The organism is Neobacillus sp. PS3-40, from assembly GCF_030915485.1.
Taxonomy (GTDB): domain Bacteria; phylum Bacillota; class Bacilli; order Bacillales; family Cytobacillaceae; genus JAUZPL01.
This window is the reverse complement of the sequence record NZ_CP133266.1, coordinates 2,692,669-2,716,156: the sequence shown is the minus strand read 5'-3', so window position 1 is coordinate 2,716,156 and position 23,488 is coordinate 2,692,669. Positions and strand designations below refer to the sequence as shown.

Annotated in this window: 25 protein-coding genes and 2 pseudogenes; 10 read left to right on the top strand and 17 right to left on the bottom strand. The window is 36.0% G+C overall.

The genetic code is table 11. The features are described from left to right. Positions 1 to 41 precede the first annotated feature (41 nt). Positions 42 to 791 carry a formate dehydrogenase accessory sulfurtransferase FdhD gene (gene fdhD / locus RCG20_RS13290; RefSeq protein ID WP_308180608.1) on the bottom strand — a complete coding sequence of 250 codons (750 nt, stop codon included), beginning with the start codon at positions 789 to 791 and terminating at the stop codon, positions 42 to 44. Between the two features lie 944 nt (positions 792 to 1,735). Here fdhD and RCG20_RS13285 point away from each other — a divergent pair. After that, positions 1,736 to 2,230 carry a helix-turn-helix transcriptional regulator gene (locus RCG20_RS13285; RefSeq protein ID WP_308180607.1) on the top strand — a complete coding sequence of 165 codons (495 nt, stop codon included), beginning with the start codon at positions 1,736 to 1,738 and terminating at the stop codon, positions 2,228 to 2,230. A gap of 60 nt (positions 2,231 to 2,290) precedes the next feature. After that, a pseudogene (locus RCG20_RS13280) lies at positions 2,291 to 2,353 on the top strand (hypothetical protein); the annotation flags it as partial. A gap of 190 nt (positions 2,354 to 2,543) precedes the next feature. Here the strand turns inward: RCG20_RS13280 and RCG20_RS13275 are convergent. The 6 genes from RCG20_RS13275 to RCG20_RS13250 form a co-directional block, all read right to left on the bottom strand. Then, entirely contained in the window at positions 2,544 to 3,143 is a 600-nt protein-coding gene (locus RCG20_RS13275; RefSeq protein ID WP_308180606.1) for a nitroreductase family protein, read from the bottom strand. 207 nt (positions 3,144 to 3,350) lie between these two features. Continuing rightward, on the bottom strand, positions 3,351 to 3,479 hold the full coding sequence (locus tag RCG20_RS13270) for a hypothetical protein (protein WP_308184434.1): 129 nt from the start codon (positions 3,477 to 3,479) through the stop codon (positions 3,351 to 3,353). 342 nt (positions 3,480 to 3,821) lie between these two features. Then, positions 3,822 to 4,370 carry a GNAT family N-acetyltransferase gene (locus tag RCG20_RS13265; RefSeq protein WP_308180605.1) on the bottom strand — a complete coding sequence of 183 codons (549 nt, stop codon included), beginning with the start codon at positions 4,368 to 4,370 and terminating at the stop codon, positions 3,822 to 3,824. 64 nt (positions 4,371 to 4,434) lie between these two features. Continuing rightward, positions 4,435 to 5,196, bottom strand: a complete 762-nt coding sequence (locus RCG20_RS13260; protein ID WP_308180604.1) for a class I SAM-dependent methyltransferase — start codon at positions 5,194 to 5,196, stop codon at positions 4,435 to 4,437. 41 nt (positions 5,197 to 5,237) lie between these two features. Next, a complete protein-coding gene (locus RCG20_RS13255) occupies positions 5,238 to 5,582 on the bottom strand; it encodes a DUF6176 family protein (protein WP_308180603.1) in 345 nt (114 codons plus the stop codon). A 113-nt stretch (positions 5,583 to 5,695) separates the two neighbouring features. Continuing rightward, on the bottom strand, positions 5,696 to 6,271 hold the full coding sequence (locus RCG20_RS13250) for a nucleotidyltransferase family protein (protein WP_308180602.1): 576 nt from the start codon (positions 6,269 to 6,271) through the stop codon (positions 5,696 to 5,698). A 269-nt stretch (positions 6,272 to 6,540) separates the two neighbouring features. Here RCG20_RS13250 and RCG20_RS13245 point away from each other — a divergent pair, with 269 nt between their 5' ends. The 7 genes from RCG20_RS13245 to RCG20_RS13215 all read left to right on the top strand — a co-directional run bounded on the left by RCG20_RS13245 (position 6,541) and on the right by RCG20_RS13215 (position 13,121). After that, positions 6,541 to 7,086, top strand: coding sequence for a helix-turn-helix domain-containing protein (locus RCG20_RS13245; RefSeq protein ID WP_308180601.1), 546 nt, complete (start codon positions 6,541 to 6,543; stop codon positions 7,084 to 7,086). A gap of 80 nt (positions 7,087 to 7,166) precedes the next feature. Then, positions 7,167 to 8,165, top strand: coding sequence for an ABC transporter ATP-binding protein (locus RCG20_RS13240; RefSeq protein ID WP_308180600.1), 999 nt, complete (start codon positions 7,167 to 7,169; stop codon positions 8,163 to 8,165). Next, a complete protein-coding gene (locus RCG20_RS13235; protein WP_308180598.1) occupies positions 8,152 to 9,156 on the top strand; it encodes an ABC transporter ATP-binding protein in 1,005 nt (334 codons plus the stop codon). Before RCG20_RS13240 ends, RCG20_RS13235 begins: the two co-directional genes overlap by 14 nt. 34 nt (positions 9,157 to 9,190) lie before the next feature. Beyond that, positions 9,191 to 10,792 carry an ABC transporter substrate-binding protein gene (locus RCG20_RS13230; RefSeq protein WP_308180597.1) on the top strand — a complete coding sequence of 534 codons (1,602 nt, stop codon included), beginning with the start codon at positions 9,191 to 9,193 and terminating at the stop codon, positions 10,790 to 10,792. Positions 10,793 to 10,922: 130 nt separating this feature from the next. Then, positions 10,923 to 11,936, top strand: a complete 1,014-nt coding sequence (locus tag RCG20_RS13225) for an ABC transporter permease (RefSeq protein WP_308180596.1) — start codon at positions 10,923 to 10,925, stop codon at positions 11,934 to 11,936. Beyond that, positions 11,936 to 12,769 carry an ABC transporter permease gene (locus RCG20_RS13220; RefSeq protein ID WP_308180595.1) on the top strand — a complete coding sequence of 278 codons (834 nt, stop codon included), beginning with the start codon at positions 11,936 to 11,938 and terminating at the stop codon, positions 12,767 to 12,769. The genes RCG20_RS13225 and RCG20_RS13220 overlap by 1 nt, the downstream gene beginning before the upstream one ends. A gap of 13 nt (positions 12,770 to 12,782) precedes the next feature. Then, positions 12,783 to 13,121, top strand: coding sequence for a cupin domain-containing protein (locus tag RCG20_RS13215; protein WP_308180594.1), 339 nt, complete (start codon positions 12,783 to 12,785; stop codon positions 13,119 to 13,121). Between the two features lie 541 nt (positions 13,122 to 13,662). Here the strand turns inward: RCG20_RS13215 and RCG20_RS13210 are convergent. The 7 genes and pseudogenes from RCG20_RS13210 to RCG20_RS13180 all read right to left on the bottom strand — a co-directional run. Beyond that, on the bottom strand, positions 13,663 to 14,391 hold the full coding sequence (locus tag RCG20_RS13210; protein ID WP_308180593.1) for a MerR family transcriptional regulator: 729 nt from the start codon (positions 14,389 to 14,391) through the stop codon (positions 13,663 to 13,665). A gap of 27 nt (positions 14,392 to 14,418) precedes the next feature. After that, on the bottom strand, positions 14,419 to 15,279 hold the full coding sequence (locus RCG20_RS13205) for an Hsp33 family molecular chaperone HslO (protein WP_308180592.1): 861 nt from the start codon (positions 15,277 to 15,279) through the stop codon (positions 14,419 to 14,421). 478 nt (positions 15,280 to 15,757) lie between these two features. Beyond that, positions 15,758 to 16,921 (bottom strand): cobalamin-independent methionine synthase II family protein, encoded by a 1,164-nt coding sequence (locus RCG20_RS13200; RefSeq protein ID WP_308180591.1) that lies wholly within the window; start codon positions 16,919 to 16,921, stop codon positions 15,758 to 15,760. A gap of 17 nt (positions 16,922 to 16,938) precedes the next feature. Further along, positions 16,939 to 17,652 (bottom strand): sulfurtransferase TusA family protein, encoded by a 714-nt coding sequence (locus RCG20_RS13195; protein ID WP_308180590.1) that lies wholly within the window; start codon positions 17,650 to 17,652, stop codon positions 16,939 to 16,941. 394 nt (positions 17,653 to 18,046) lie between these two features. Then, on the bottom strand, positions 18,047 to 18,409 hold the full coding sequence (locus tag RCG20_RS13190; RefSeq protein ID WP_308180589.1) for a DsrE family protein: 363 nt from the start codon (positions 18,407 to 18,409) through the stop codon (positions 18,047 to 18,049). A gap of 220 nt (positions 18,410 to 18,629) precedes the next feature. Continuing rightward, entirely contained in the window at positions 18,630 to 18,869 is a 240-nt protein-coding gene (locus RCG20_RS13185; RefSeq protein ID WP_308180588.1) for a sulfurtransferase TusA family protein, read from the bottom strand. A 261-nt stretch (positions 18,870 to 19,130) separates the two neighbouring features. Then, positions 19,131 to 19,343: pseudogene (locus RCG20_RS13180) on the bottom strand (GyrI-like domain-containing protein); the annotation flags it as partial. Positions 19,344 to 19,421: 78 nt separating this feature from the next. Between RCG20_RS13180 and RCG20_RS13175 the strand changes: the two are divergent. Then, the gene (locus tag RCG20_RS13175; RefSeq protein ID WP_308180587.1) at positions 19,422 to 19,625 is read left to right on the top strand and encodes a hypothetical protein; all 204 of its coding nucleotides are present in this window, start codon (positions 19,422 to 19,424) and stop codon (positions 19,623 to 19,625) included. A 105-nt stretch (positions 19,626 to 19,730) separates the two neighbouring features. Here the strand turns inward: RCG20_RS13175 and RCG20_RS13170 are convergent, their stop codons facing one another. From RCG20_RS13170 to RCG20_RS13160, 3 genes are all read right to left on the bottom strand, one after another. After that, positions 19,731 to 20,417, bottom strand: coding sequence for an ABC transporter ATP-binding protein (locus RCG20_RS13170; RefSeq protein WP_308180586.1), 687 nt, complete (start codon positions 20,415 to 20,417; stop codon positions 19,731 to 19,733). 1 nt (position 20,418) lies between these two features. Then, positions 20,419 to 21,453, bottom strand: coding sequence for an ABC transporter permease (locus tag RCG20_RS13165; protein WP_308180585.1), 1,035 nt, complete (start codon positions 21,451 to 21,453; stop codon positions 20,419 to 20,421). A 350-nt stretch (positions 21,454 to 21,803) separates the two neighbouring features. Next, positions 21,804 to 23,393 carry an NAD(P)/FAD-dependent oxidoreductase gene (locus RCG20_RS13160; RefSeq protein WP_308180584.1) on the bottom strand — a complete coding sequence of 530 codons (1,590 nt, stop codon included), beginning with the start codon at positions 23,391 to 23,393 and terminating at the stop codon, positions 21,804 to 21,806. Positions 23,394 to 23,488: the final 95 nt, after the last annotated feature.

The window sequence follows — 23,488 nt, the reverse complement described above, 5'->3', positions numbered from 1 at the left end:
CTACTCTTCTGAATTTTCTATAATCACTCCTTTCAATATTTTTAGGCGAACTTTTCCTTTAGGTCGTCTTGTACTCTATCTGTTGAGGTATAGACTACTGCTTTTTTTCCCCTTAGATATCCGACTACCTCTATGTTTAAAAAGTGGGCTAGCTGCAATGCCTGCCTAGTTGCTGCAGTTCGTGAACCAATCACGGCAAAACCAAATTTCGCTGCTTTGGAAAGCATTTCATAAGAAACTCTTCCAGTTGTGAGCAGGATCAACCCATTTGGATTCAAATGATTTCTTAAGGCATAGCCGATTATTTTATCAACGGCATTATGGCGCCCAATATCCTCACGTACAGTGATTAAACCGTACTCATCAACAATACATGCCCCATGCATTCCGCCTGTTTTCAAATAAAGTGGTGAATTTTGAGCAAACTCACTTTGTTTTTTTAATAGATAGCTAAGTGCATAGTTAGTAGTTGAATGAACAGGAGTAAAATTTTTTACATCTGTCATCGAAAAAAATGTGACGCCACGACCACAGCCTGCAGTATAATGTTTCTTTTTCCCAAACCATTGATCAATGTTAAATTTATTTGTAAGAACAACATCAATTCTTCCAATATCATCGCGAATCAAGACCGACCCTATATCCTCGGTGGTTTGGATAAATCCTTCTGAATATAAATATCCATAGGCCCAATCCTCTAAATCTAGTTTTGTTAATTGAAATACGGCAACCTCAAAGCCATTTAATACTAAAGTAATCGGATATTCATCAGGAATACCTTTGTTGTGCATTGCTGAAGTCCCTCCATATAGATAAATTGTCTGATAGTTTAAAGAACCAGCTTTCCACGTCTGCAATAGATCATGACATGATAGACGCACCCTACTAAAAAAATTATAGAGGTTGTCCAAAATTAATCTGACTCCATCACAAAAACCTATATAATGTGCTTTTTTTCAAGTTGAAATACCTGTATATTGACTTTGTTGAACTGTTGTTTTGAAACAACCATATTTACATTCTGTGCACCTGTTTTTGTAAAAACGCAGGTTTTTATTTCCATACACTAAATATTAATTTTCTTGGAAAATTTACACTGCAACTTTTATCACGTAAAATAGCTAAAATAATGTAAAATATGTGACAAAATGTGACAAAATAAATTAACATTAGTGCCTTAGATACAAAAACATTTGATAAAATAGCAATTTCATATTTTATTAAAATTGATTATGAAAAGTCTCTCAAAAGAAACATACAAATTTCCAATCAATGCTAGTTTTATAACGAATGATTTTCATGAATTCGTATCGTTTTACTTGCGAACCTTCTAGGGAAAAATAGGATTAAGTAATGAATTTAAGGGGGAATTAGAAAGTATGAAGGGACTGTTTTTTTGCTAATTTGATAATTGGCTCATAAAGAAAGGCTCAAAACATTGATACCAATAGGTTTAAGCCTAATTTATTTGATGACCAACTTGCCTTGTGTAGTTTAATTTCACAAACTCCTATTCAATTCTTTTTTCACCACTTCAGACTTCCTAAAAAATAAAAATTGAAGGCATTCTATCTTAATGCTGCCTATAATGGCTGTACAATGTAATCCCTTTAGATATATTTGTCTAATAGGATGTTTCTATGTTTAGAATAGGAAATGTATCAATAAATGCATAGGGTTGCTGCATTAATTCTCTACTACATAAAAAAATAAAAAAAATAATTGAGGTTAGCTTATGAAGATGAATAGGTTATTTGAGGTGGTATATATTTTAGTTAACAGAAAATCAGTGACAGCCAAAGAATTAGCAGAACATTTCGAAGTGTCTATTCGAACCATTTATCGAGATATTGATACACTTACTTCGGCAAACATTCCAATCTATGCGACACAAGGGAAAGGTGGGGGTATTACCTTATTAGATAATTATGTTTTAGATAAGTCCGTATTAACTGAGGAGGAGCAAAACAATATTTTATTTGCGTTGCAAACCTTAACTGCTACGAAATATATGGAAGAAAAAGAGGTGCTCATGAAATTAAGCACCTTATTTAATAAGAGCAATCTTAATTGGATTGAGGTGGATTTTTCATCCTGGGATAATGACAAAAACCGTCAAGAACAATTCCATATATTAAAAAGTGCTATCTTAAACCAACGAGTGCGGCATGGCGAGGCTCTTTTTCCTTCCCGCTTGCTAATGCGCAGTAGGCTATGCCTCCTACGATAATAAGGGCAATTCCAGAGATAAAAACACTGCCAAACAGTCGCAAAACATAAAAGTTTTACAAAAGCCTCCGAAGAATTAAATCTTTCACAGCCAGCGTTTGAAAATAAATATAAAATGATATAATCTTTTGTTCTCCCCCTCTCTTCTAACATGTAAAAAAGCCCAGTCATTAATAATAATATTCTATTCCTTTGTAAAGATATGATTAACAACAAATATAAGGTTAAGAGATGTATCAATATATGAATCATCATTAAAAAAACCAGCTCCGATAGGAAACTGGTTTAGAATATATCATACACATGGCAACTAATTATTTGTAAAATTTCACACGATCTTCAAGTGGTTGGAATTGTTTTTCACCCACTGGAGCGGTTGGATTTCCGAATGGCATTTGAGCAATCAGTTTCCAGTTGCCTGGGATATTCCATTTATTTTTTACTTCGTCATCAATTAGTGGATTATAATGTTGTAAAGATGCTCCTAATCCCTCTGCTTCTAATGCTGTCCATACCACTAATTGGTGCATACCAGATGCTTGTTGTGACCAAATCGGGAAATTGTCAGCATATAATGCGAATTGCTCTTGTAGAGATTTCACAATTGCTTCGTCTTCAAAGAATAATACTGTTCCGTATCCAGCTTTAAAAGATTCCATTTTTTGCTGAGTTCCTGAGAAATCACCATCTCCAATAACTTTTCTTAATGAATCAGTTGTAATGTCCCATAATTTGTTATGTGCTTCTCCTGTCAAGACAACAAGGCGAGCAGTTTGAGAATTAAATGCTGATGGTGTATGTTTTACAGCAAATTCAACAATTTCTTTTATTCTTTCATCAGAAACCTGTATCTCTTTATTGATTCCATAATATGAACGTCTTTCTTTCAATACTGTGAAAAAGTCTTTTGACATAACTATATAGCCTCCTAAGTTTATATCTTATCCTTAATTAATATATCTCTAACTGACATATCTTTGATTCGAGATTATTTTAAATGAAAATGTATTGATTGTCAAATTATCTAATTTGTTGATTCGTTATATATTAAAAATGGAAAAATTAAAGACGATGATTCCTTAGCATTAGAAATCATCGTCTTTTTTCAAGTTAAAATTGTTTTATTCTTTAATAAATTCCTTTGTACTTCTCACAGTTTGAATTGGGCGAACTAACTTTTCTATTTCTGCATGCTTAGGCTCTAAAAATGGATTCAATTCATCTAAATCAATGATAAACTTCCCATCCATTAAGATATCAAGTCCTATTAGAATATTGATACCCCAATCTTCTAAATTTCCGAAGTCGAGCTTTATATTAGATGTTTCATGATTTTCTAGCTTAATACAATCAACTGGTTTTCGAAAAGAGTATTCTTCATCACCAATTCAATAAGCACTAACGAGAGAATCTCTATTTTCAAAATAAATACCTAATTCTTCAACAATGTCGGAAGAGCCCTTAAGGGCGATGACAGAGGCGTAGTTGCATTTATGCGCTAGCAGAATTTATGGGTATAAATTCTGGTTAGTCAAAAAAGGGCACTTCTCTTTTTTAAAGAAAATGCACCTCCATAAAATAGATAGTAAAAATTATTTATGGCTACTCCATTCTTCTGCTAACATCCCGTAAACAATATGGTCTACGTGATGGTCATATAACCACTCCGCTCTCCTAATACATCCTTCCTTTACAAAGCCAAGTCTTTCAGGAATACTTCTGCTCTTTTTATTGCCCGAAGCAGCCCGAATTTCAACCTTACTTAAGTTTAGATAGCTAAAAGCATAATCATTCAATGCTTTAGCAACTTTCGTCATGATTCCTTTTCCTTGAAATTCCTCCCCCAGCCAATAACCAATGTATGCTGTTTTGTTTGACCAATCTATACTATTAAAGCCAGCAACCCCAACAATTTCTCCATCAAATAAAATAACGGTAGTGATACTTTTATTCTCCGCATAACCTTTTAAACAACCTTGAATAAAACCTTTGGTATCATCAACCTTTGCCGTACTATCAAGCCATGGTAACCATTCTCTCAAATAAGTTCTTGATTTATCTGTTAGCTTAAAAATTTTTTTCGCATCATTTAATTCAATCAATCTTAAAGATACATCTTCATCAATTTTAAATACAAACATGATTCTTCCCCTCTCGTTAATACTGAATCCTTTTGCACAACTGTAATGAGTTTTCATCATTAAATTAACTTTTTCTTTTTAATTTAAAAACAATAAAATCAGGGCATCTAAAATCTTCTTCAAAAGTAGGATATATTTTCAGCATCTCATCTGATGGCTTCGGTTCTACTATGCTTTCCAAATAAAAACCTGTTTTAATTAACGTATTTACATAACTTGTTAGGGTTCTATGGAAGAATAACATTTTTTCTTTATCACCTAAACGTTGTTCATACGCACCCTCATAAAAATATTTATCTACATTCCAATGCAATTTTTTACCATCTATTGTTTTCTCCCAGCCACTTTCTGGTGTAACAAAACAAGGATGTAATATCGAAAAAATAAAATAGCCCCCATCAGCTAATAACCGATACATTTCTTGAAAAGCCTTTTCATAATTTTCAAGATCTTGAAAAACCATATTGGAAACTATTAAATCAAAACTATTATCCTCTAAAAAATTTAATCCTTCGCAATTACCTTTTTTATAATCAATTAGTAAATCATTTGGAGTTCTTTCCTTAGCAATTTCTATCATTCTTGGTGAAGAATCAACAGCCGTTACAATGGCTTCAGACTTAGCTAAAAGTCTACTTAAGTACCCTTCACCACACCCAGCATCTAAAACCCTCTTATTCTTAACTGTTCCCATTAATGTAAATAGAGTTGGATTTAAAAATACCTCTTTATGTATATCTCCTTGTTCATTATGATTTGCAGAATATGTATCTGCAAATCTATCCCATCTTTTAATTGCTTCTTCTGTACCAACATTTTGTTTCATTTTATTCCCCCTTAACCAATTTGGCTTATATAAAGGTTCAATTACTCCATACTTTTTCGAACCTTTTCTGGAATCATTACTACTTCTGATTTCAAATTTTCAGGTTTATATGTTTCATCAATACATTCATACCAATATTCTAAATGTCTTTTATCTATCCAATGTTCTGAATCCTGTATTTCTTGACCACCCTCACCTTGAATCGAATACCAATATAAATATTCGTCACCAAATAGATGTTCTCTAAATATTGTTTCGACATACATTTTTTCACTTTCCAAGGTTATTAAAACATCTTTCATATTTTCATCTAAAAACTTCAACCATTCGTCTACTTGTTCAGATTTGCCCTTTTTCACTCTAAATCTTGTTAATTCTATATTCATATTCTCTTCCTTTTCTTCCAGCATTTTTAAACGAAAAACAATAATATTCTTTTAGAATCAATCTTTCCCTGATTCATTATTTATCACTGAAAAATACACCGGTTTGTAGTTCATTAATAATCCATATTGTAGATTTTCACCCTTGGCCAAACCGCTTTCCAATTTTTATTTACTACTCTATTTTTATAAATTTCCGCCTGTTCTTTTCCCTCAAGAAAATAAGGAGTGGGTTTGACTTCAAGGTTAAGAACGTCTTGAACTCCCCAGGGGGCAGTTAATATAACATTATTTTTTTCATCTACCTTAACCCCTAATGCAGTAACGGTTTCTGGGAATTTTGAAATTCCATCAACTGAAGAAGAATATGGTGGTAGATTACTTTTGATGTGCATTCTTGCCTGATTTTTGACTGACCAAGGAACATCATACATTAGAACTTTTAGCTTCTCTTCAATTTTCTTTTCTGTTACTTCATTCGTGTTTTTTTTATCGAAAAATATAACATCAATATCTGAAAGCGGAGTTCTACTATCAAAATCATGTATTAAATCCCAAATTTTTGAGCGGACAAACCCAGCACAAATCCACCAGTCAGGAAGATTTAATGATTTTACAGTCGTTAAAATTTGTATCATCCATTCATCTTTTTTTATTTCTCGGATAAAGTCTTCTTCATTTACTAATTTCATATAATCACACCTGAATCCGAATTAATCATTTACATTATTCTACCAATTTAATTGTTTCTCCTGCTTTTAATGGAAAGGAGTTATTCGTTAAAGCCTTCAAAATTAGGACATGTATAAATAAAGAAGCGCACGAACCGTCCCTGCGCTTCCTATTGCGAATATAAAAAATATTTTAAATATTCATTTACATTGAAGAAAAGTATGATAAAATCATAATTAATTACAGTAATACAGTAATTATTCCTCAGTTAAAGGAAAGGGATTAAGTCATGGAAGAAATTTTTCAAAAAATTAAGCAATTACGATTCGAACAAGGTATGACTTTAAAGGACTTAAGTGAAAGGACAGATTTGTCTGTAAGTTTTTTATCCCAAATAGAGAGAGGTACATCATCACTCGCAATCACATCATTAAAAAAAATTGCTGACGCGTTTGGTGTAAAGATGATTCATTTCTTCGAGGAGACAGAAAATTTAAATTACGCAGTGAAAAAGCAAGAACAAAAACCTTTTAAAATAGAAAGTTCTGATTCTACTTATATTAGGTTAAGCAATAACTTTACAGATAGAAAAATAGAGCCATTTCTCGTAACAATAAAGCCGCACCAAAAAGAAAATGAACCAGTTAAACATCCTGGCGAAGAATTTTATTATGTTCTAAAAGGGGCTGTATTATTTACTGTCGATCAGACGGAATATTATTTGCGAGAAGGAGAAGCAATCCATTTCCCGTCAACACTTCCACATATATGGGAGAATCCGCTTGATAAGGAAACGATATTACTTTCTGTGATCACTCCAGTTATTTTTAACTAAATAAATTAATTTCATAAATTACTAAAGTGTATCTAAACTTTAGCAATCATTTAACAATACATTTGAAAAAGGTGAGGCTTATGACATTACTAAAAGTAGAAGATTTGACGATTAAGTTCAAATCGCGTCAGGGTGTTGTCAAAGCAGTTGATAGTTTAAGCTTTGAATTGGAACAAGGTAGTTCACTAGGAATCGTTGGTGAAAGTGGAAGTGGCAAGAGTGTTACCTCTCTCTCTATAATGGGACTTTTGCAAAATGCTAACGCTGAAATAACTGGAAAAATTAATTTTGATGGCGTAAATTTGTTAAAACTTTCACCTGATGAAATGCGAAAAATTAGAGGAAAGTCTGTATCAATGATATTTCAAGAGCCGATGACCTCACTTAATCCTCTACATACTTGTGGCAAGCAAATCATGGAGCCAATTCTGATTCACCAAAAAGATGTAAGCAAGCAAAATGCAAAAAAATATGCAATTGAGATGCTGAGAATGGTTGGTATTCCTTCCCCTGAGCAGAGATTTCATGAATATCCGCATCAAATGTCAGGCGGAATGCGACAAAGAATCATGATTGCCATTGCGTTGGCTTGTAATACAAAACTATTAATTGCGGATGAGCCTACTACTGCATTAGATGTTACTATCCAAGCACAAATTCTAGATTTAATGAACAACCTTAAGAAAAAGAGAGATATGAGTATTATCATGATCACCCATGATTTAGGTGTTGTGAAAGAAATGTGTGAGAAAGTGGTCGTCATGTACACGGGTCAAATAGTTGAAAAAAGTCCAACTGAGTTGGTGTTTGCTGATCCGCTTCATCCGTATACGAAGGGATTGCTAAATGCCATACCGAAAATCTCTAGTAAAGTAGCAAGACTTGAGGCGATTGAAGGCACTGTCCCTGATGCGTTGAAAATGCCAAGTGGTTGCAGCTTTCATCCGCGTTGCAAATATGCAACAGAAAAATGCAAACTAGTAGCGCCTCCATTATTTAAACAAGAAGATGGTCGTGAAGTAAGATGCTTCATTTATGACGTAGCAGAAAAGGTTGATGATGTAAATGCCACAAAATGATACTAATAGCATCGCAACGGCATCAAACTATTATTCCTCTGAAAACATTTTAGAGGTTTCACACTTAAAGAAGTCCTTTCATATTAAAAGCCCTAATGGAAAAAAAGGCTTGCTTAGAGCAGTAGATGATGTCTCTTTTACGATTAAAAAGGGTGAAACATTTAGTCTTGTCGGTGAAAGTGGATGTGGTAAAAGTACGTTAGGCAGGACATTGCTTGGTCTTTATGCGTCAGATCATGGATCTAAAATTATTTTCAATGGCGAGGATATTACCAATATTTCTAAATCAAAGCAGAAAAATTTCACCAAGAAGGCACAACTAATTTTCCAAGACCCCTCTGCTTGCTTAAATCCACGTAGAACCATCAAGCAAATTTTATTAGAACCCTTCAAAATTCATAAAATCGAAAATGCTGAAGCGAAAATTACTGAACTGATGGATATGGTCGGTCTAGCAAGTCGCTTTTTGGATAGATTTCCTCATGAAATGTCAGGTGGGCAGAAACAAAGGGTGGGGATTGCTAGGGCATTGGCACTGGGTCCAGAATTTATTGTGTGTGACGAACCTGTCTCGGCTTTAGATGTGTCGATACAAGCACAGGTAATTAACTTACTAGAGGACCTGCAGAAACAATTAAACCTTACCTATCTATTTATCTCACATGATTTAAGCGTGGTTCACCATATTAGTGATCGAATCGCAGTTATGTATTTAGGTAAAATTGTTGAGCTGACAACTCGCGATAATCTATATGAAAAAACGCAACACCCATATACGAAGGCGCTTCTCTCATCTATTCCAGATGCAGGCGGAAATCATCAAGAGAAGATTATTCTTACAGGGGATATACCAAGCCCTTCTAATCCACCATCTGGCTGTCGGTTTCACACAAGATGCCCTGCAGTGATGGATATATGCAAAACTGAGGTACCAGATTTTATTCAAACAGGTGGTAACCACTTTGTTGCATGTCATTTATGCACAAAATGATTCTATAAATTTTTTAAAAAAGGGGTTTTGGATGATGAAAAAAACTGGTTTACTGGCCATTACATTGATGTTGGCTCTATCACTTTTCGCATGTAGCAAGAAGGAAGGTAACAACATTGCAACTGGAGGTACATCTGCATCCAATGCTGATACAATCGTTATTGGGGTAGCGTCCGACTGGAAAACAATGGATCCAGCTCGTGCTTATGAGGTGTACGGAAATTTCTATTTTTATGCAACATATGAGAATTTATATATGGTGGAAGGGTCAGATCTAACTCCAAAGCCAGTCCTTGCTAAAGAATACACAGTAGATGATTCAGGACTTGTGTATACATTCAAGCTTGACGAGGGACATAAATTTTCAAGTGGAAATCCTGTAACTGCAAATGATGTTGTTTTCAGTTTTAATCGTACAAAAAATATAAAAGGTAATGCTGCTGCTCTTACAGAAGGCGTTGCAAAAGTGGAAGCAAAAGATGACAAAACTGTTGTTGTCACACTTAAAGCAAAGGACGCATCATTTCTTTCAAAAATCACGGGAAATGCCTTTGCAGTTCTAGATAGCAAAGTTGTGAAGGAAAAAGGCGGTTCTGATGCAGCTGATGCAAGCACATCAGATAAAGCATCTGCTTACCTTGATGGAGCATCTGCTGGTAGTGGTCCTTATGTATTGAAGAAGTGGACTGCAAATACTGAGATGGTTCTTGAAAAGAATCCAAATTATAAGGGAACTGTGAATGCAAGTAAAATTATAATCAAAGAAATGCCTGATCCAAACACACAAATTCAAGCACTTGAAAAAGGGGATATTGACGTTGCATTAAGCGTTGGACCTGACCAAGTGAAAAGCATTAAAGCTGGTGGAAAATCAAAGGTTGTATCTTCACCAACTTCAACAATTTCATTTTTATTAATGAATAATAAGCCTGAAATCAGTAAAGAAATGGCAAATCCACTTGTTCAGCAAGCTGTCCGATATGCACTTGACTATAAAGGATTCCAACAATTAGCAGGTGATGGAGCTCTGCTACCATTGTCTTTTGTTCAAAAAGGATTTGTTGGTGCTAAATCAAGACCAGATAATTATCAAAACATTGAAAAGGCAAAGGAATTGATGAAGCAAGCAGGGTTTGAGAATGGCTTTACAGTACCTCTTACAGCCGCTAACTACGATTCTGAAGGACTTTCATGGATAACAATAGCTGAAAAGGTAAAAGAAGATCTTGCAAAAATTAATATCAAGGTAGAAATTAAAACTGGAGAAATTGGCGTTGTAATCGATGATTATAGAAATGGTAAAGCTCCATTCATAGTAATGCACTGGTCACCTGACTACTATGATTTAAACAACCAATTAGCATTTATCCCAGGCGATATTGTAGGAAAACGCGCTAACTGGGACCCAGCAGCTAATTCTGAATTAGTTAGTTTAGCTGAACAAGCGAAGGTAGAAATTGATGATACAAAACGTGCAGAGATTTCTAGTAAGATGCAAGACATAATGGCTGAGAATAGCCCTTATGCATTCTTAGTGCAGCACCCTAAATCATTTGCTGTTAGCTCTAAACTTGAAGGTGTTGCTTATAATGATCTTTGCAAGTTGCATTTAAATGATTTAAAACTCTCTAAATAATTAGTAGAATCAGCTGAAAGCTATCCGTAGGTAGACCACTACCTACGGTAGTTATTCATATTCAATATTGATTTTTTAAAATTTTTGAGATTAATAGTCAGTTGTTATTTAGTCTGGAGTGTGATCCAAATTGCTTAGATTTATTGGTAGACGTCTATTGTTTCTGCTTTTCTTATTATTTGGTGTGGCGCTTTTCGTTTTTATTCTTTCGCATTTAGTGCCCAGTGATCCAGTTGCTGCGAATTTAAGCCAAAGTGCAATGAATAATCCTGAAATTGTTGCTGCTTTTAAAGAAAAGTGGGGGCTCGATCGGTCGCTATTTAGGCAATTAATTCTGTACTTCCAACACTTATTGACTGGTGATTTAGGTACCTCTATTCGAACAGGCAACCCTGTGTTGAATGACTTAAGGCAGTTCTTTCCAGCAACATTTGAATTATCTATAGTAGCTATGGCCATTGCCTTAATTCTCGGGATTCTATTTGGGATCATCTCTGCAATTTATCGAAATAAGTCTATTGATCATGTTATTCGTACTATTTCCATTAGCGGGGTTTCCATACCAAGCTTTTGGTTTGCTTTAATTATGCTCAATGTTTTCTCTTCGGTCCTTGGGATAACACCAGGACCAGGGCGAATTGATTCACGAGCAGCAACTCCAGAAGGGGGAACAGGGCTATTACTGTTTGATTCACTTATTAGCGGGAACTTTCAATTATTTAGTGATGTAGTGATGCACTTGATTCTACCAGGGACCGTGCTAGGATTCTTTACAATGGGATTAATTGCTCGTCAAACAAGGTCTAATCTACTTGAAGTGATGTCTTTGGATTATATTCGTACTGCTAGATCAAAGGGTCAGAAAGAATCAGCTGTCATCATTAAGCATGCGCTTTCTAATTCAATGATACCTGTCATTACAGTTGCCGGAATGGGATTTTGTAATCTCCTGGGCGGAATGGTGCTTGTTGAGAACATTTTTGCATGGCCAGGTATTGGTCAATATGCCTATCTTTCTGCCGTTTCACTAGACTTCCCCGCTATATGCGGCGTCTCATTATTAATCGCATTTATTTATGTTGTTATCAATCTACTAATTGATATCCTTTATGGGGTTATTGATCCGAGAGTGAGGTATCGATAATGAGAACATTTACATCTTTTATCTCTCAAAAAGGATTTCTTTTTAAACTAGGATTAATCATTTGTACATTGTGGATTCTCGTTGCCATTTTTGCACCGTTAATCGCTACAAACAGTACAACAGCACAGGATCTATCCATTAGATACCAATCTCCAAGCTTTTCACACTTCTTTGGAACTGACGAGTTGGGTCGTGATGTATTCTCGCGGGTTATGTATGGCTCTAGAATCTCTTTAACAGCAGGTATTATTACAGTTATTAGTGCTTTTGCCTTCGGTATCCTATTTGGAGGAATAGCAGGATATAAAGGTGGATTAGTGGACGAAGCGATGATGCGTTTCTCAGAGCTTATTATGGCATTTCCACCACTTATTTTGGCAATGGTAATCGCTGCTGCACTCGGACCAAGTATCCTAAACTCAGTACTTGCAATGGCCATTATCTGGTGGCCAAATTATGCGAGATTAATGCGATCCATGGTTATTTCCTTAAAAGAAAGCGAGTATGTTACTGCTTCTCGCGTTATGGGTGCTTCACATATTCGAGTTCTATTTTTTGAAATTTTACCGAATAGCTTTGGTCCATTATTGGTTATGGCAACACTTGATCTTGGGAATGCAATCTTGATGTTCTCTGGACTAAGCTTCCTTGGACTAGGAACACAACCACCTACACCTGAGTGGGGTTCAATGGTATCAAGTGGGGCAAAGGTTATTCAAAATTGGTGGGTATCTACCTTCCCAGGTTTAGCAATTTTCTCAATTTCTGTAGGTGCTAACTTCGTAGGCGATGGTCTACGAGACTATCTAGATCCGAAACTAAAAAAAGAATAGGTGGGAAATTGAAATGGAAAAAATCAATATTAATCAGATAGAGCCCATTGGCATGCCACTTTATGAAATGAAAAAATTTTTCATTAAGCAGGGTGATTTTAAAGAAGTGAGCATGAGTGTCATTTCACTCACATCTGGCGAACGAATTCCTGCTGTGGGTATGAGCTGTCATGACGAGGATGAGTATTCCTATATTATCAGCGGAGAAGTGAATACATATTGTGATGGTGAATACAGCGTGGAAAAGGCTGGGGAAGCAACACTGATCCCAGCTGGTGAGGAGCATTGGTGCATTAATAATGGCAGTGAGCCGTGTATGCTAGTTTGCTTTATGGTAAAAAGGGCTGAATAGTAAGCAACGTTTTTTACAAATGAATAGGAGAATAGTGCAAGGGGTCAAATCGAAGCACAATGTAGTCATGAGTTTGTACAGGGTAACAAATTTAGAAATTCATGGATATGGAAGAATTTCATCGACTAATTGAACGAATTGAAATAAAAGCAGATCGGAATCCGAGTATCTTTTACCTATTCGCGGCTCCTTCTGCTTATTCTTTAAAGAAGGCTGTTTTCGTACAGATTGTTGTTTTATGTACCTAGTCTAAAACCCGTAATTACTATGATATCATGCTCTTTTCTTAAAAATTGCCTACTGATTCATCGATAAACTGATTAACACACCATATTACCTTCAAATAGCAACAAAGTTTAAGAAAAGATCCTTAAAGAAAGATGCCTGATCCCTGATCTCAAACTTAGCGAAAGGGCAAAATAATATACTCTTAAACAATTAAAAGCTCCTAATATCGCACTATCTACGTCCGATTCCCTCTTAAAGTTCCCCATAGCCCGTGCTAATAGCTTGAATTCCATATATTTACACAATTTAAGTGCTATTTTATATTTGATAGAGCATCTTTAATGTATTTGTAAAGCTCTGCACTCATGCCGCTTCCTTTTGCTGCATGTGGATTATCTGTATAATAGCGTTCAGCTGAGTTTACAATCCCTGTATCTCCCCCAGTAAAAAAATCCATTCCCTCCTTCCATTTTATTGCCAATTCAGCCACTCTCGGATTATCTACGGATGTACCCTTTTCCATTTCAGATTGAAATAAAGTGTTCAATTGAATCCAACTATTAGCAAACTTATCTGCTTCAATGCTATTTAGTTTGTCATATTGCCTTTTCATCCGATTGATTTGATCCTGGGTAAAGTATTCCTTTTGATTTTTAATCAATTCTATTGAATTAATAAATTGTTCTAAATTTGGTTTTTTCCACGAGTGGAAAACCTCCCATAGTTCCTGCAGCTGCTGCTTTAATTCTTCTTTCAGCATAATTTCTTTGCTTAACCGTTCAATTTGCATCTCAAGAATTTCCTTAGGATTATATTCAGGATTCTCAAAAAACTCTTTAATTTCATTCAAAGAAAAATCCAATTCCTTCAATGACATAATTTGCTGAAGTTTTACGATATTATCTTCTCCATACAAACGATGTCCAGTGCTCGTACGAGACGTGGGGCACAAAAGCCCAATTTCATCGTAATGGTGAAGAGTTCTTATTGTAAGCCCTGTAAGCTTAGATAGTTCACCTACCTTCCAGGTTCTATTCTGCACTATAGTCACACCCTTCCAATCTTTTACCTATTGTACAAGACCTTTTATCTCCTGCGAACTAAAAGAGTATTTCTTGCCACAAACATTACATACAATCTCCATTGGCTTTTCACTTTTATATGCTTCAACCAGCTCTTCCTTATTTAGCGAATATAGCATAGGATAAAAAACTTCTTTCGAGCATCCGCAAAGAAATTGAACAGGAAATTGTTCAACTACTTCAATATCTCTAAATAATAAGTAAGGGATTTCTTTAAAATTCTCACTCTCTCCTAGAATTGTTTGATTTTCAGAAATAATTTCTTTGATGGTATCAATAAGAATACTAGGAGCACCAGGAAGCAGTTGTGCCATTATACCTCTACATAAAGCAATTTCACCATTTCCATCATATACCATATTTACTGAGAAAAAAGAATCGGTCTGCTCACTTTGTTTGAAATAATAAGAAAAATCATCAACAATATTTCCATAGGGCATATCTGTTGTGCCGGTAAAAATACTGTGCATTCCTAAATCCTTCAATACTTGAATATACCCTTTGTCCCCTATTAATTCCTCAACGGACAATTTATTTTTATTGTCTAAAGGTGTATTTAATAAAGCATCATTAATATAACCACGGATATTTCCCATTGAATCCACGTCTGCAAAAAGTTTATAATTTCGATTGCTTGCATTAATCTTTATACTGACTCTCTGATTCCCTTTTAAGGTTCCTGATAGTAAAGTTGCTATTGATACAGTTTTTCCTAGTGCAGTTTTTAAAGACTTACTTATGTTACCGTGATTACAGATCTCTTTTATCATATCTGTATTTTCCAAGAAAAAAATGCGTACTTGTTTATTATAGGCTAATGTTTTTAAAACATAGTTTTTCATTTTCATTTATATTCCTTTCTAAATCTTTTAGTTTACTGTTTTACATGGATAATCTCCCAAGTTACTTCTTCAAATCTTACGTAAGGTTTTAGTAGATAGTAAATAAATCATATAACCTTACGTAAGGTTAGGTGCAAGAGTTATTTTTCATATACAAAAAATATACGTAAGTCTAAACTTTATTAATTCTAAATGGCGGCCAGGTGGCAACTTATGTAAACCTAATACGATCTGCAAAATCCAAACCTTCATGCAGCAGGCCGGCTCAAAAAAAAAATTCCCCCAAACATAGTCTGAGGGAACGTAAAATACACTTCAATTTTCATTTAAAAACCTTTAAATCCTATGATATCAAGATATTTCTTCTCTATCCTCACTACGCACTCAACGTGGCTTGCGTGGTGATGGCAGATAAATAAGATGTATTAGTGTTTACCAATCAATAGCAATAGAATGCTTTCAACTGGTTAGTAGCTATGCTTAGTTAGTTCATTTCTCTTAGCTTCTGTGCTGCCTCCGCCATTGCTTTCAGCTTTTCAATGGCAATCTGGTCACTATTCATAGGTCGCTGGGCAAACGTGCCGAAGCCACAATCCGGATTTAAAAAGATGTTTTCATCAGGAATATATTTTCTTACTTCTTGGATACGGGCAACAATCTCATCAACTGTTTCAACTCTTTCAGTTCTAGGATTAACACAGCCAAATCCAAGTGCCTTGCCGCCCAATTCACTTACTGCATCAATTTCTCCTGCCCTTGGCGTAGCATATTCAAGTGCGATCTGATCCACTTTTACATTCGAAAGATAAGGAATCAAAGGATAATAAGGTCCTCGAAGCAAAATTTCATCCTGAGTGCTCCAGTTTCCTCGGCAAACATGAACGCTAATTCTTGTCCCTCTTCCAAGCATTCCCTCAGTTACCTGATTCATCAGCCCCAATGCAAATGCGATTTCTTCCTCTGCATCAGCCTTGGCAGTCAAGGCACCGCACATAAATGTCCGATTTGCATTTTTCTTTGTAAAAACAATTTCTGTCAGCACAGGTTCATCAAACTGTACGAATTCTGCTCCTGAAGCAATCAAATCCTCAAGCTCTTCCCGCAAAACCTTTACAATATCAACAGCCAAATCCTCTTTTGTCGGGTAGGCATCCTTCGATAAACCCTCCACCCACATCGACCTTGTTAAGAGGTATGGCCCAGGCAAAGCAACCTTGACGGCTTTGTCTGTATGTTTTTTTAAAAATAAGAAGTCATTGAGAACGAGCGGCTTTTTTCGGCTAATTTTTCCTTCAGCTGCTGGATTGGACATTGAAAATGCCGGAACATCGAGAGTCCCAAGAATCTCCTCAAAGCTTGCCTTATCCTCGACATAATCAAGCAATTCCGATACGCTAAGCATCCGAACATTATTCAGGTGCTCGGCAACGAATGAAATATAATTGTCACGGCGTTGCTCCCCGTCAGAAACAATATCAATGCTAGCTTCCTCTTGCCATTTTAAGATCTGCAATATAGATTGATCTGCAATTGTTTGGAATTCCTCATCGGTAATTCGACCTGCGCGCTTATTACGCATTGCCCGTTGAACTTCCTTCGACCTTGGCCAGCTGCCAATGACCGTTGTTGGGAATTTTGGTAATGACATAAAAGAACCCTCCCCGTTTAAAAAACGATTGAAAACGAAATATTTATTTTCGTTCCTTGAACTAACGTCTGGTAAATCGGTGAGCGCTTAAGCGTGTTCTCCCACAATTCTTGAAGAACTTCTTCTTCAGCAGGCGAAGAAACATAGAAATTCCCTTTTATCTCACGCAACCGAGGGCTACCAACGTCCTCTAATTCCATATGATACAAAACATTTTCAAGTCCAGCTTTCAATGAAACCTCCATGTGGTCGATCTCGACGTTCCTCTTTGACGCCTGGGCTTTAAATCCTACAGTCAGGCAGGAAGCCAGCGCCCCTAGAAAATAATCAATTGCACTTGGTGCATTGACCTTTGGACTGAAATCAGCAGGTTGTCCGACCATGAAGGTATGATTTCGCGAATGGACCTTTGCTGACAATTCCTTGCCGCCCTGGCCCCTGACGCTCCACTCATATCCTTTGGCTGCCTGCAGATCCCGCTGAAGTTCAGCTTGATTAGATCCTTTTCTCAGAAAAAAGCGGGTTGTGTTTTCACCTGGTTCGCTACCAAGAAACTCATGATTGACCATACGGCACCAAGCCGGCAAGTCTTCGGCAACTGTTCTCTCACGACTGCGGACCTCCAATACCTGGCCGCCTGACAATGGGTCCATTGCTTTTTTAATAATCAAAAGTAGCCCTGAGCCACAATCCAAATCTCCACCATCACATACAGCTTGCGGTACTATCATAAAATCACCTTTTTACGGAAAAATTTATAATTATGAACTAAAATCTGATTAGACTTTAAAAGAGCCCAGCAACAAAGGGGGCGTCGCTGAGCAGGGTTCACATTTTTTGATAGATAAGAAAGGAACACTCTAGCAGGAAAGGCATCATCAGCATAAGGTCACAAGCCACTCTAGTTGTAGCGGCATGTGTTTGTCGCCTAAAGCTAAGCGCCTTTGAGTTTTTTTAAATGGCTGTTTTCGCATAGATTGTTGTTTTTCGTACCTAGTCTAAAAACCCGAAATAACAATAGTATCGTGCTCTTTTCTTAAAAACTTCCTACGGTTTTCATCGGTAAACTGGAATCCCATTCAAATTTAGTTTCAACTAGCAACAAAGTTTAAGAAAAAAGCCTTTTTAATAAGTAATTGAAGCTGCACCTTGGCTCAAGAATTCTACTAGTTTAGCTCCGCCAACAATGGTAGCACCTTCGATTAAACTTTCTTCCGAAAGATTGCGTTTTTTGAAGCATGGGCTGCATACCCAAATGGTGCCGCCAGCTTCCACGAATTGATCCATTAACTGTTTTAGAGGAGCGAAGCCATCTTCATGTATCTCTTCTGCATATCCTTTTGATGCTAGGTAAGCACCTTCCACATTAAGAAAAATCACTGTTTCCTGGCCTGATGCCACTGCTGCATTTGCCACGACAAAGCCTACTGTTGCTTTATCCGGATCATTTTTTGCATTTGTTAAGCTTACTAGAAATTTACCTGCCATTCAATAATACCTCCCACAGATTATTTTTATAGTAAACTCGCCGAATGTTTACCCGTTAGGGCGTTTCATAGGGCGCAGTTCGACTAAAGAACAATGTCTTTTCGACTGAGATGGAAATGCTCCGGAAGCTTTCCCTAGTTGCATACACTATCTTCCTAAGATTGGGCCACTCCCTCGAAAACACTTCTTTTACGTTATTTTGGTTTGAACAGGGGTTAATTCAGCCTTTTTCAATAAAGTAATGACTAATATACCCTTCATCCTCACGAGCCAAAAGAGTGTGATTTTGCATTCTGCACCAAGCAGGCAAGTCCTCCCTTGCACCCGGGTCGTAGGATATCACTTCGATAATTTGACCCTTTTCCATTTTTTTTATTGTTAGAAATAAATTCATGATGAGCTCCCCGCATCCAGTAGGACCGGCATCATAGGTAATGTGAACGTGATAATTTTTGACCATTTTATCCCTCTTCTAGTAAAAAATCCGCCACTATTTCGGCTCAAATCTAATAAACTGAAAAAAATTTTCACTACCTCTCTATATTAAACAAATGATGTATTGATATAAAATTCAACTTATCTATACAAAGACTTGTTTTCAATCGTTTTTTTCATTAAATGTAACTTTGTGTCAGGGCAATTGTTTAGTTTTATAGCCAAAACACAATAACGAACAAGACACTCCACTAGGGAGTGCCTTTAAGCATTATTTTTGATTTACTTAGTGTTCTTTTTTCTTTACCGGAATCCAAATTTCACTTTTATACTTTAGATTCTCTGTGTCCTTACTCTCATTCCACAAAATTTCAGGACCTTCAACTGCCTCATATCCTGAAGATGGGAGCCACTCTGAGTATATCCCACCCCACACATTTTGAAGTGTTTCCGGGAATGGTCCAATCGATTCGAATACCGCCCAGGTGCTGGCAACAATTTTTAATTCATCAAATTTTGAGGTTTCGGGTTTCACAGTGACGGTATTTAATGAATACATCGAAATTGATATTTGACTATGATGAAACCATATAATACCATTCCAGTATTTGATTTATTAGCTTCTATGTTTCAGTTGAATGTTCACGAAAAGCTTATCGAACAGATCGATTATTCTGATCCTTCAAAAGTACAGATGGATAATTGGGTAAATAAAATACGTAATATTCTTCCGCCATCTGTTAAGGAAGAACTCGAAGTTGCCTTTTTATTCCCTCAATAATTTCTTCATACTGGAAGCCGCTGGTTATATATTTAAGGTATAAATCAGTCTATAACTAAAGTTTTTTTCTTCTAAATCCTTTTTTTAAAAAAGTGTTTCTCAATTTTAATTTTCACTCTGCAAAACCATTCCATCGCTCATTTTAATGACATGGTCAGCGTAGGAAAGCATTTCCTCATCATGGGTTACCATTAGTGTAGTAATATTCAATGTTTTAGTTAAATACCGTATTAATGACATAACATCTTTAGACCTTTTTGAATCTAAACTTGCAGTTGGTTCATCTGCAAAGAGAACTTTAGGTTGATGGATAATTGCACGAGCAATGGCAACCCGCTGTTTTTCCCCTCCGGATAACGAGGATGGATAGGCTTTTTTTCGATGGTCCATTCCGACTAAATTTAGTATTTTATCAACTTCCTTCTTTTGTTCACGTTTCATAATTTTTGATTCAGATACGTCCAACATTAACATTAGTTGCTCTTCTACTGTAAGAAAAGGAACGAGATGTGCAAATTGAAAAACAAACCCAAATTTACTTGCCCGTATTTTTCGAACTTGTTCAGGATTCATGGTAGTCATATTATTCCCATCAAATACAATTTGCCCATTTGATGCGGGTTGAAGTCCAGCAGCAATGGTAAGGAGTGTACTTTTACCGGAACCGGAGGCACCCACTAATGCTGTTACTTCTCCCTCTTGAAGAGAAAGATTAATTCCTTTTAGTATTTCTTCTTTTACATCACCATTCGAAAAAGTTTTTCTAATTTCATCTATTGTAAATATTGTCATATTAAACCTCTCCTTGTTGAATAGCTTGTAATGGTTCGACTTTTTTTATTTGTATACCTGAAAGCGTAGCTCCAATAAATCCAATAATTAAGAAGACAATTGACAATTGCATTGTTGCCTCAGGTGTTAAACTAAAAGGCATTTCTTTAGGAGCCAGACTATTAAAAACTTGACTGATTGCAACTGATAGACAAAGTGCAATGACCGTAATAAAAACCATCTGGGTCCACATCATTTTGAACAAAGTACTTGTTTTTAAACCAATTGCTTTTAGAATACCGTATAGACCCATTTTTTGAACGTTCATCATGTAGAAAAAGATAGCAAACAACATACCACTAATGGCAACTAAAAACCAAACAATCATATTCAAGGACATCTGTTCTGCTTTATAACTTGAAATGGTATTTAGGAATTGTTTTTTCGAAAAGGATTGTAATCCTGCTGCTACTTGTGTTGAATCCCCACCTGGAACAAAAATTAATTGCATTTCATTGACTCGATAAATTTCTTTATAGTCTTCCCTACTGATATAAGCGACAGGAGTATGGCTGTATTTACTATGATCCGCAAAACCTTTTACGATAAACTTGCCATTGTATTGATTATTCGTTAAGGTATCCCCGATTTTTATGTCTTTATCTTCCATTGAGCGATCTAGTACAATTTCCCCTTTTTTAACATTTTGGAAATAATTTGAATTAGTCGATGTAACAAAGGCAACACCACGTTGTTTCCCATCACGATCATTTAAAAATCCCATTTGAATTGAAAATGCTGCAGCATCTTTCTGTTTTTGTAACATATTATCCTGAGTACTTTTATCTATTCTTGAGAGATTATAGGTTTCTTCTGCATTTTTGGTCATATAGAATTGTCCGTTTGGTAAATCTTTTATTAATGCTGCATTGTCTTGTGATAATCCATTTGCTAAACCAGATATAATAAACGTTAATAAACTAACAAGAAATACAATTGAACCTAAAATGACAAACCTCATTTTATTTTTCTTAATTTCTTTCCAAGCAATGTTCATCTTAATTCCTCCAATCTCTTATTGACATCCTTAGTTTATAATCCTTATATGAATGGAAGATGAACAGGTTATTACATTTAAAAACTTGGGTAAGTAATTCATTCAGAGACTTATACATCTCTTGAAGATTCAGGAAAGGCATGCTGATTCAACATTTGCTTTAGGTGAATTGTTAGATGTTTCCGACTAAATTCTAGCTAAAATAAAATTTTAAATGTCTGACTGTTTTCTTATTTTTCTACCAAATTACAACAAAGACCCAGTCCAATTAAGACTGAGCCTGATACGACGAATATTTACTCCTAGTGGGTTATATGATTATCACAGAAAATCCAGGTGTGTATCAAAAACTAAACTTCAATCTCCATTAACGCTTCTGCACATTTTATGCCATCAATAGCACTAGAAGTAATACCGCCAGCATAACCTGCACCTTCACCACATGGGTATAACCCTTTGATGTTCGACTCATATGTCAGCGGATTTCGCTTAATTGTAACTGGTGATGAACTTCGGCTTTCTACAGCTGATAAAACGGCATCATGTTTGATAAAACCCGAAAGTTTTTTATCCATTACTCGCAACCCGTCTTTTAGACTATCAACGATAAAATCATCAAGACATTCTCTTAAGTCCGTTGGTGTAACACCCGGGGTATACGTTGGGATAATATCTCCAAGTTGTTTACTACCCTTATTTTCTAAGAAATCTCCGACCAATTGTACTGGTGCAAAATAATTTCTGCCACCGAGTTCAAATGCTTTTCGCTCAAGTTTTCTTTGAAACTCTATAGCCGCCAAAACATCTCCATTAAAATCTTTTGGTGTGACAGAAACAAGCAATGCACTATTAGCATTCTCGCCACTTCTTGCGCTATAGCTCATACCGTTTGTAACTAAAGCATTTTTTTCTGATGCTGCAGCAACAACATGACCTCCAGGGCACATACAAAACGTGTAAACACCACGCCCATTAGGAAGATGTGCATTCAACTTATAGTCAGATGCACCAAGTAGTGGATTATTTGCAAAGCTACCGTATTGCTGTAAATCGATGGCTTTTTGGTGATGTTCAATACGCACACCTACAGCAAAAGCCTTCGGTATCATCTCTACACCTAAATCCCTTAACATATAAAAAGTATCTCGAGCACTATGCCCTACCGCCAATACTACAGCATCGGTTTCTATGACATCTGACTCTCCTTTTTGATCTAGTAGCACGCCTCTAACTACACCATTTTCGATAATAAGTTCCTTCATTTTCGTTTCGAAACGCACTTCCCCACCTAGTCGTTCGATTTTTTGACGAATATTTCTTACAACCGTTATCAAAATGTCCGTTCCAATATGGGGCTTTGACAAAAATGCAATCTTCCCAGGGGCACCCGCTTCTACGAATTCCTTTAGTACTTTCGGAATTCTAGTATTTTTTATGCCCGTTGTTAATTTACCATCTGAAAATGTTCCTGCTCCACCTTCACCAAATTGGACATTACTATTCGTTTCAAGCACGCCATCTTTCCAAAATTTTTCAACAGCCATTTTTCTGCGATCAACGTCCATTCCCTGCTCTACAACAATTGGGTTTAACCCATGTTCTGCTAATACCAAGGCGCAGAAAAGTCCAGCAGGTCCACTGCCTACTACGACAGGGCGGATGGTTTTTTTGGTTTCCTTGATCACGTATTCTAATGGTTCATGGGAAGAAACATCTTTTATTCCTATATACGATCTCTCGTTTTTAATTTCAACATCAACAGAATAAACTAGCTGGACATTATTTTTTTCCCTTGCGTCGATCGATTTCTTAGAAATACAAAAAGACATTATTTTTTCCTGTTTTACCTTTAGTATTTTCTGGATCTTTTGAGCTAAAAATTCATTTTCTTTACTTGGATCAAAATCCGCACGAAGCTTAATATTACTTATTCTTAACATGTTAAATTCCATCCTAAATTTATTTTTGTAGCTTTTATCGTTCTTATTTCTTACTCAACCGAACCGAATGACACACTCCACATAGCTTGAGTGTT

Excerpts from the sequence above, each read along its gene's own strand:
- RCG20_RS13200 (WP_308180591.1), bottom strand. The coding sequence starts at position 16,921 with ATGTCATTACCAAAATTCCCAACAACGGTCATTGGCAGCTGGCCAAGG.
- RCG20_RS13185 (WP_308180588.1), bottom strand. The coding sequence starts at position 18,869 with ATGGTCAAAAATTATCACGTTCACATTACCTATGATGCCGGTCCTACT.
- RCG20_RS13275 (WP_308180606.1), bottom strand. The coding sequence starts at position 3,143 with ATGTCAAAAGACTTTTTCACAGTATTGAAAGAAAGACGTTCATATTAT.
- RCG20_RS13285 (WP_308180607.1), top strand. The coding sequence starts at position 1,736 with ATGAAGATGAATAGGTTATTTGAGGTGGTATATATTTTAGTTAACAGA.
- RCG20_RS13230 (WP_308180597.1), top strand. The coding sequence starts at position 9,191 with ATGAAAAAAACTGGTTTACTGGCCATTACATTGATGTTGGCTCTATCA.
- RCG20_RS13160 (WP_308180584.1), bottom strand. The coding sequence starts at position 23,393 with ATGTTAAGAATAAGTAATATTAAGCTTCGTGCGGATTTTGATCCAAGT.
- RCG20_RS13240 (WP_308180600.1), top strand. The coding sequence starts at position 7,167 with ATGACATTACTAAAAGTAGAAGATTTGACGATTAAGTTCAAATCGCGT.
- RCG20_RS13255 (WP_308180603.1), bottom strand. The coding sequence starts at position 5,582 with ATGAATATAGAATTAACAAGATTTAGAGTGAAAAAGGGCAAATCTGAA.
- RCG20_RS13235 (WP_308180598.1), top strand. The coding sequence starts at position 8,152 with ATGCCACAAAATGATACTAATAGCATCGCAACGGCATCAAACTATTAT.
- RCG20_RS13205 (WP_308180592.1), bottom strand. The coding sequence starts at position 15,279 with ATGAAAATGAAAAACTATGTTTTAAAAACATTAGCCTATAATAAACAA.
- RCG20_RS13195 (WP_308180590.1), bottom strand. The coding sequence starts at position 17,652 with ATGATAGTACCGCAAGCTGTATGTGATGGTGGAGATTTGGATTGTGGC.
- RCG20_RS13270 (WP_308184434.1), bottom strand. The coding sequence starts at position 3,479 with ATGGATGGGAAGTTTATCATTGATTTAGATGAATTGAATCCATTTTTA.
- RCG20_RS13170 (WP_308180586.1), bottom strand. The coding sequence starts at position 20,417 with ATGACAATATTTACAATAGATGAAATTAGAAAAACTTTTTCGAATGGT.
- RCG20_RS13215 (WP_308180594.1), top strand. The coding sequence starts at position 12,783 with ATGGAAAAAATCAATATTAATCAGATAGAGCCCATTGGCATGCCACTT.
- RCG20_RS13260 (WP_308180604.1), bottom strand. The coding sequence starts at position 5,196 with ATGAAACAAAATGTTGGTACAGAAGAAGCAATTAAAAGATGGGATAGA.
- RCG20_RS13265 (WP_308180605.1), bottom strand. The coding sequence starts at position 4,370 with ATGTTTGTATTTAAAATTGATGAAGATGTATCTTTAAGATTGATTGAA.
- RCG20_RS13175 (WP_308180587.1), top strand. The coding sequence starts at position 19,422 with ATGATGAAACCATATAATACCATTCCAGTATTTGATTTATTAGCTTCT.
- RCG20_RS13250 (WP_308180602.1), bottom strand. The coding sequence starts at position 6,271 with ATGAAATTAGTAAATGAAGAAGACTTTATCCGAGAAATAAAAAAAGAT.
- RCG20_RS13245 (WP_308180601.1), top strand. The coding sequence starts at position 6,541 with ATGGAAGAAATTTTTCAAAAAATTAAGCAATTACGATTCGAACAAGGT.
- RCG20_RS13220 (WP_308180595.1), top strand. The coding sequence starts at position 11,936 with ATGAGAACATTTACATCTTTTATCTCTCAAAAAGGATTTCTTTTTAAA.
- RCG20_RS13190 (WP_308180589.1), bottom strand. The coding sequence starts at position 18,409 with ATGGCAGGTAAATTTCTAGTAAGCTTAACAAATGCAAAAAATGATCCG.
- RCG20_RS13165 (WP_308180585.1), bottom strand. The coding sequence starts at position 21,453 with ATGAACATTGCTTGGAAAGAAATTAAGAAAAATAAAATGAGGTTTGTC.
- fdhD (WP_308180608.1), bottom strand. The coding sequence starts at position 791 with ATGCACAACAAAGGTATTCCTGATGAATATCCGATTACTTTAGTATTA.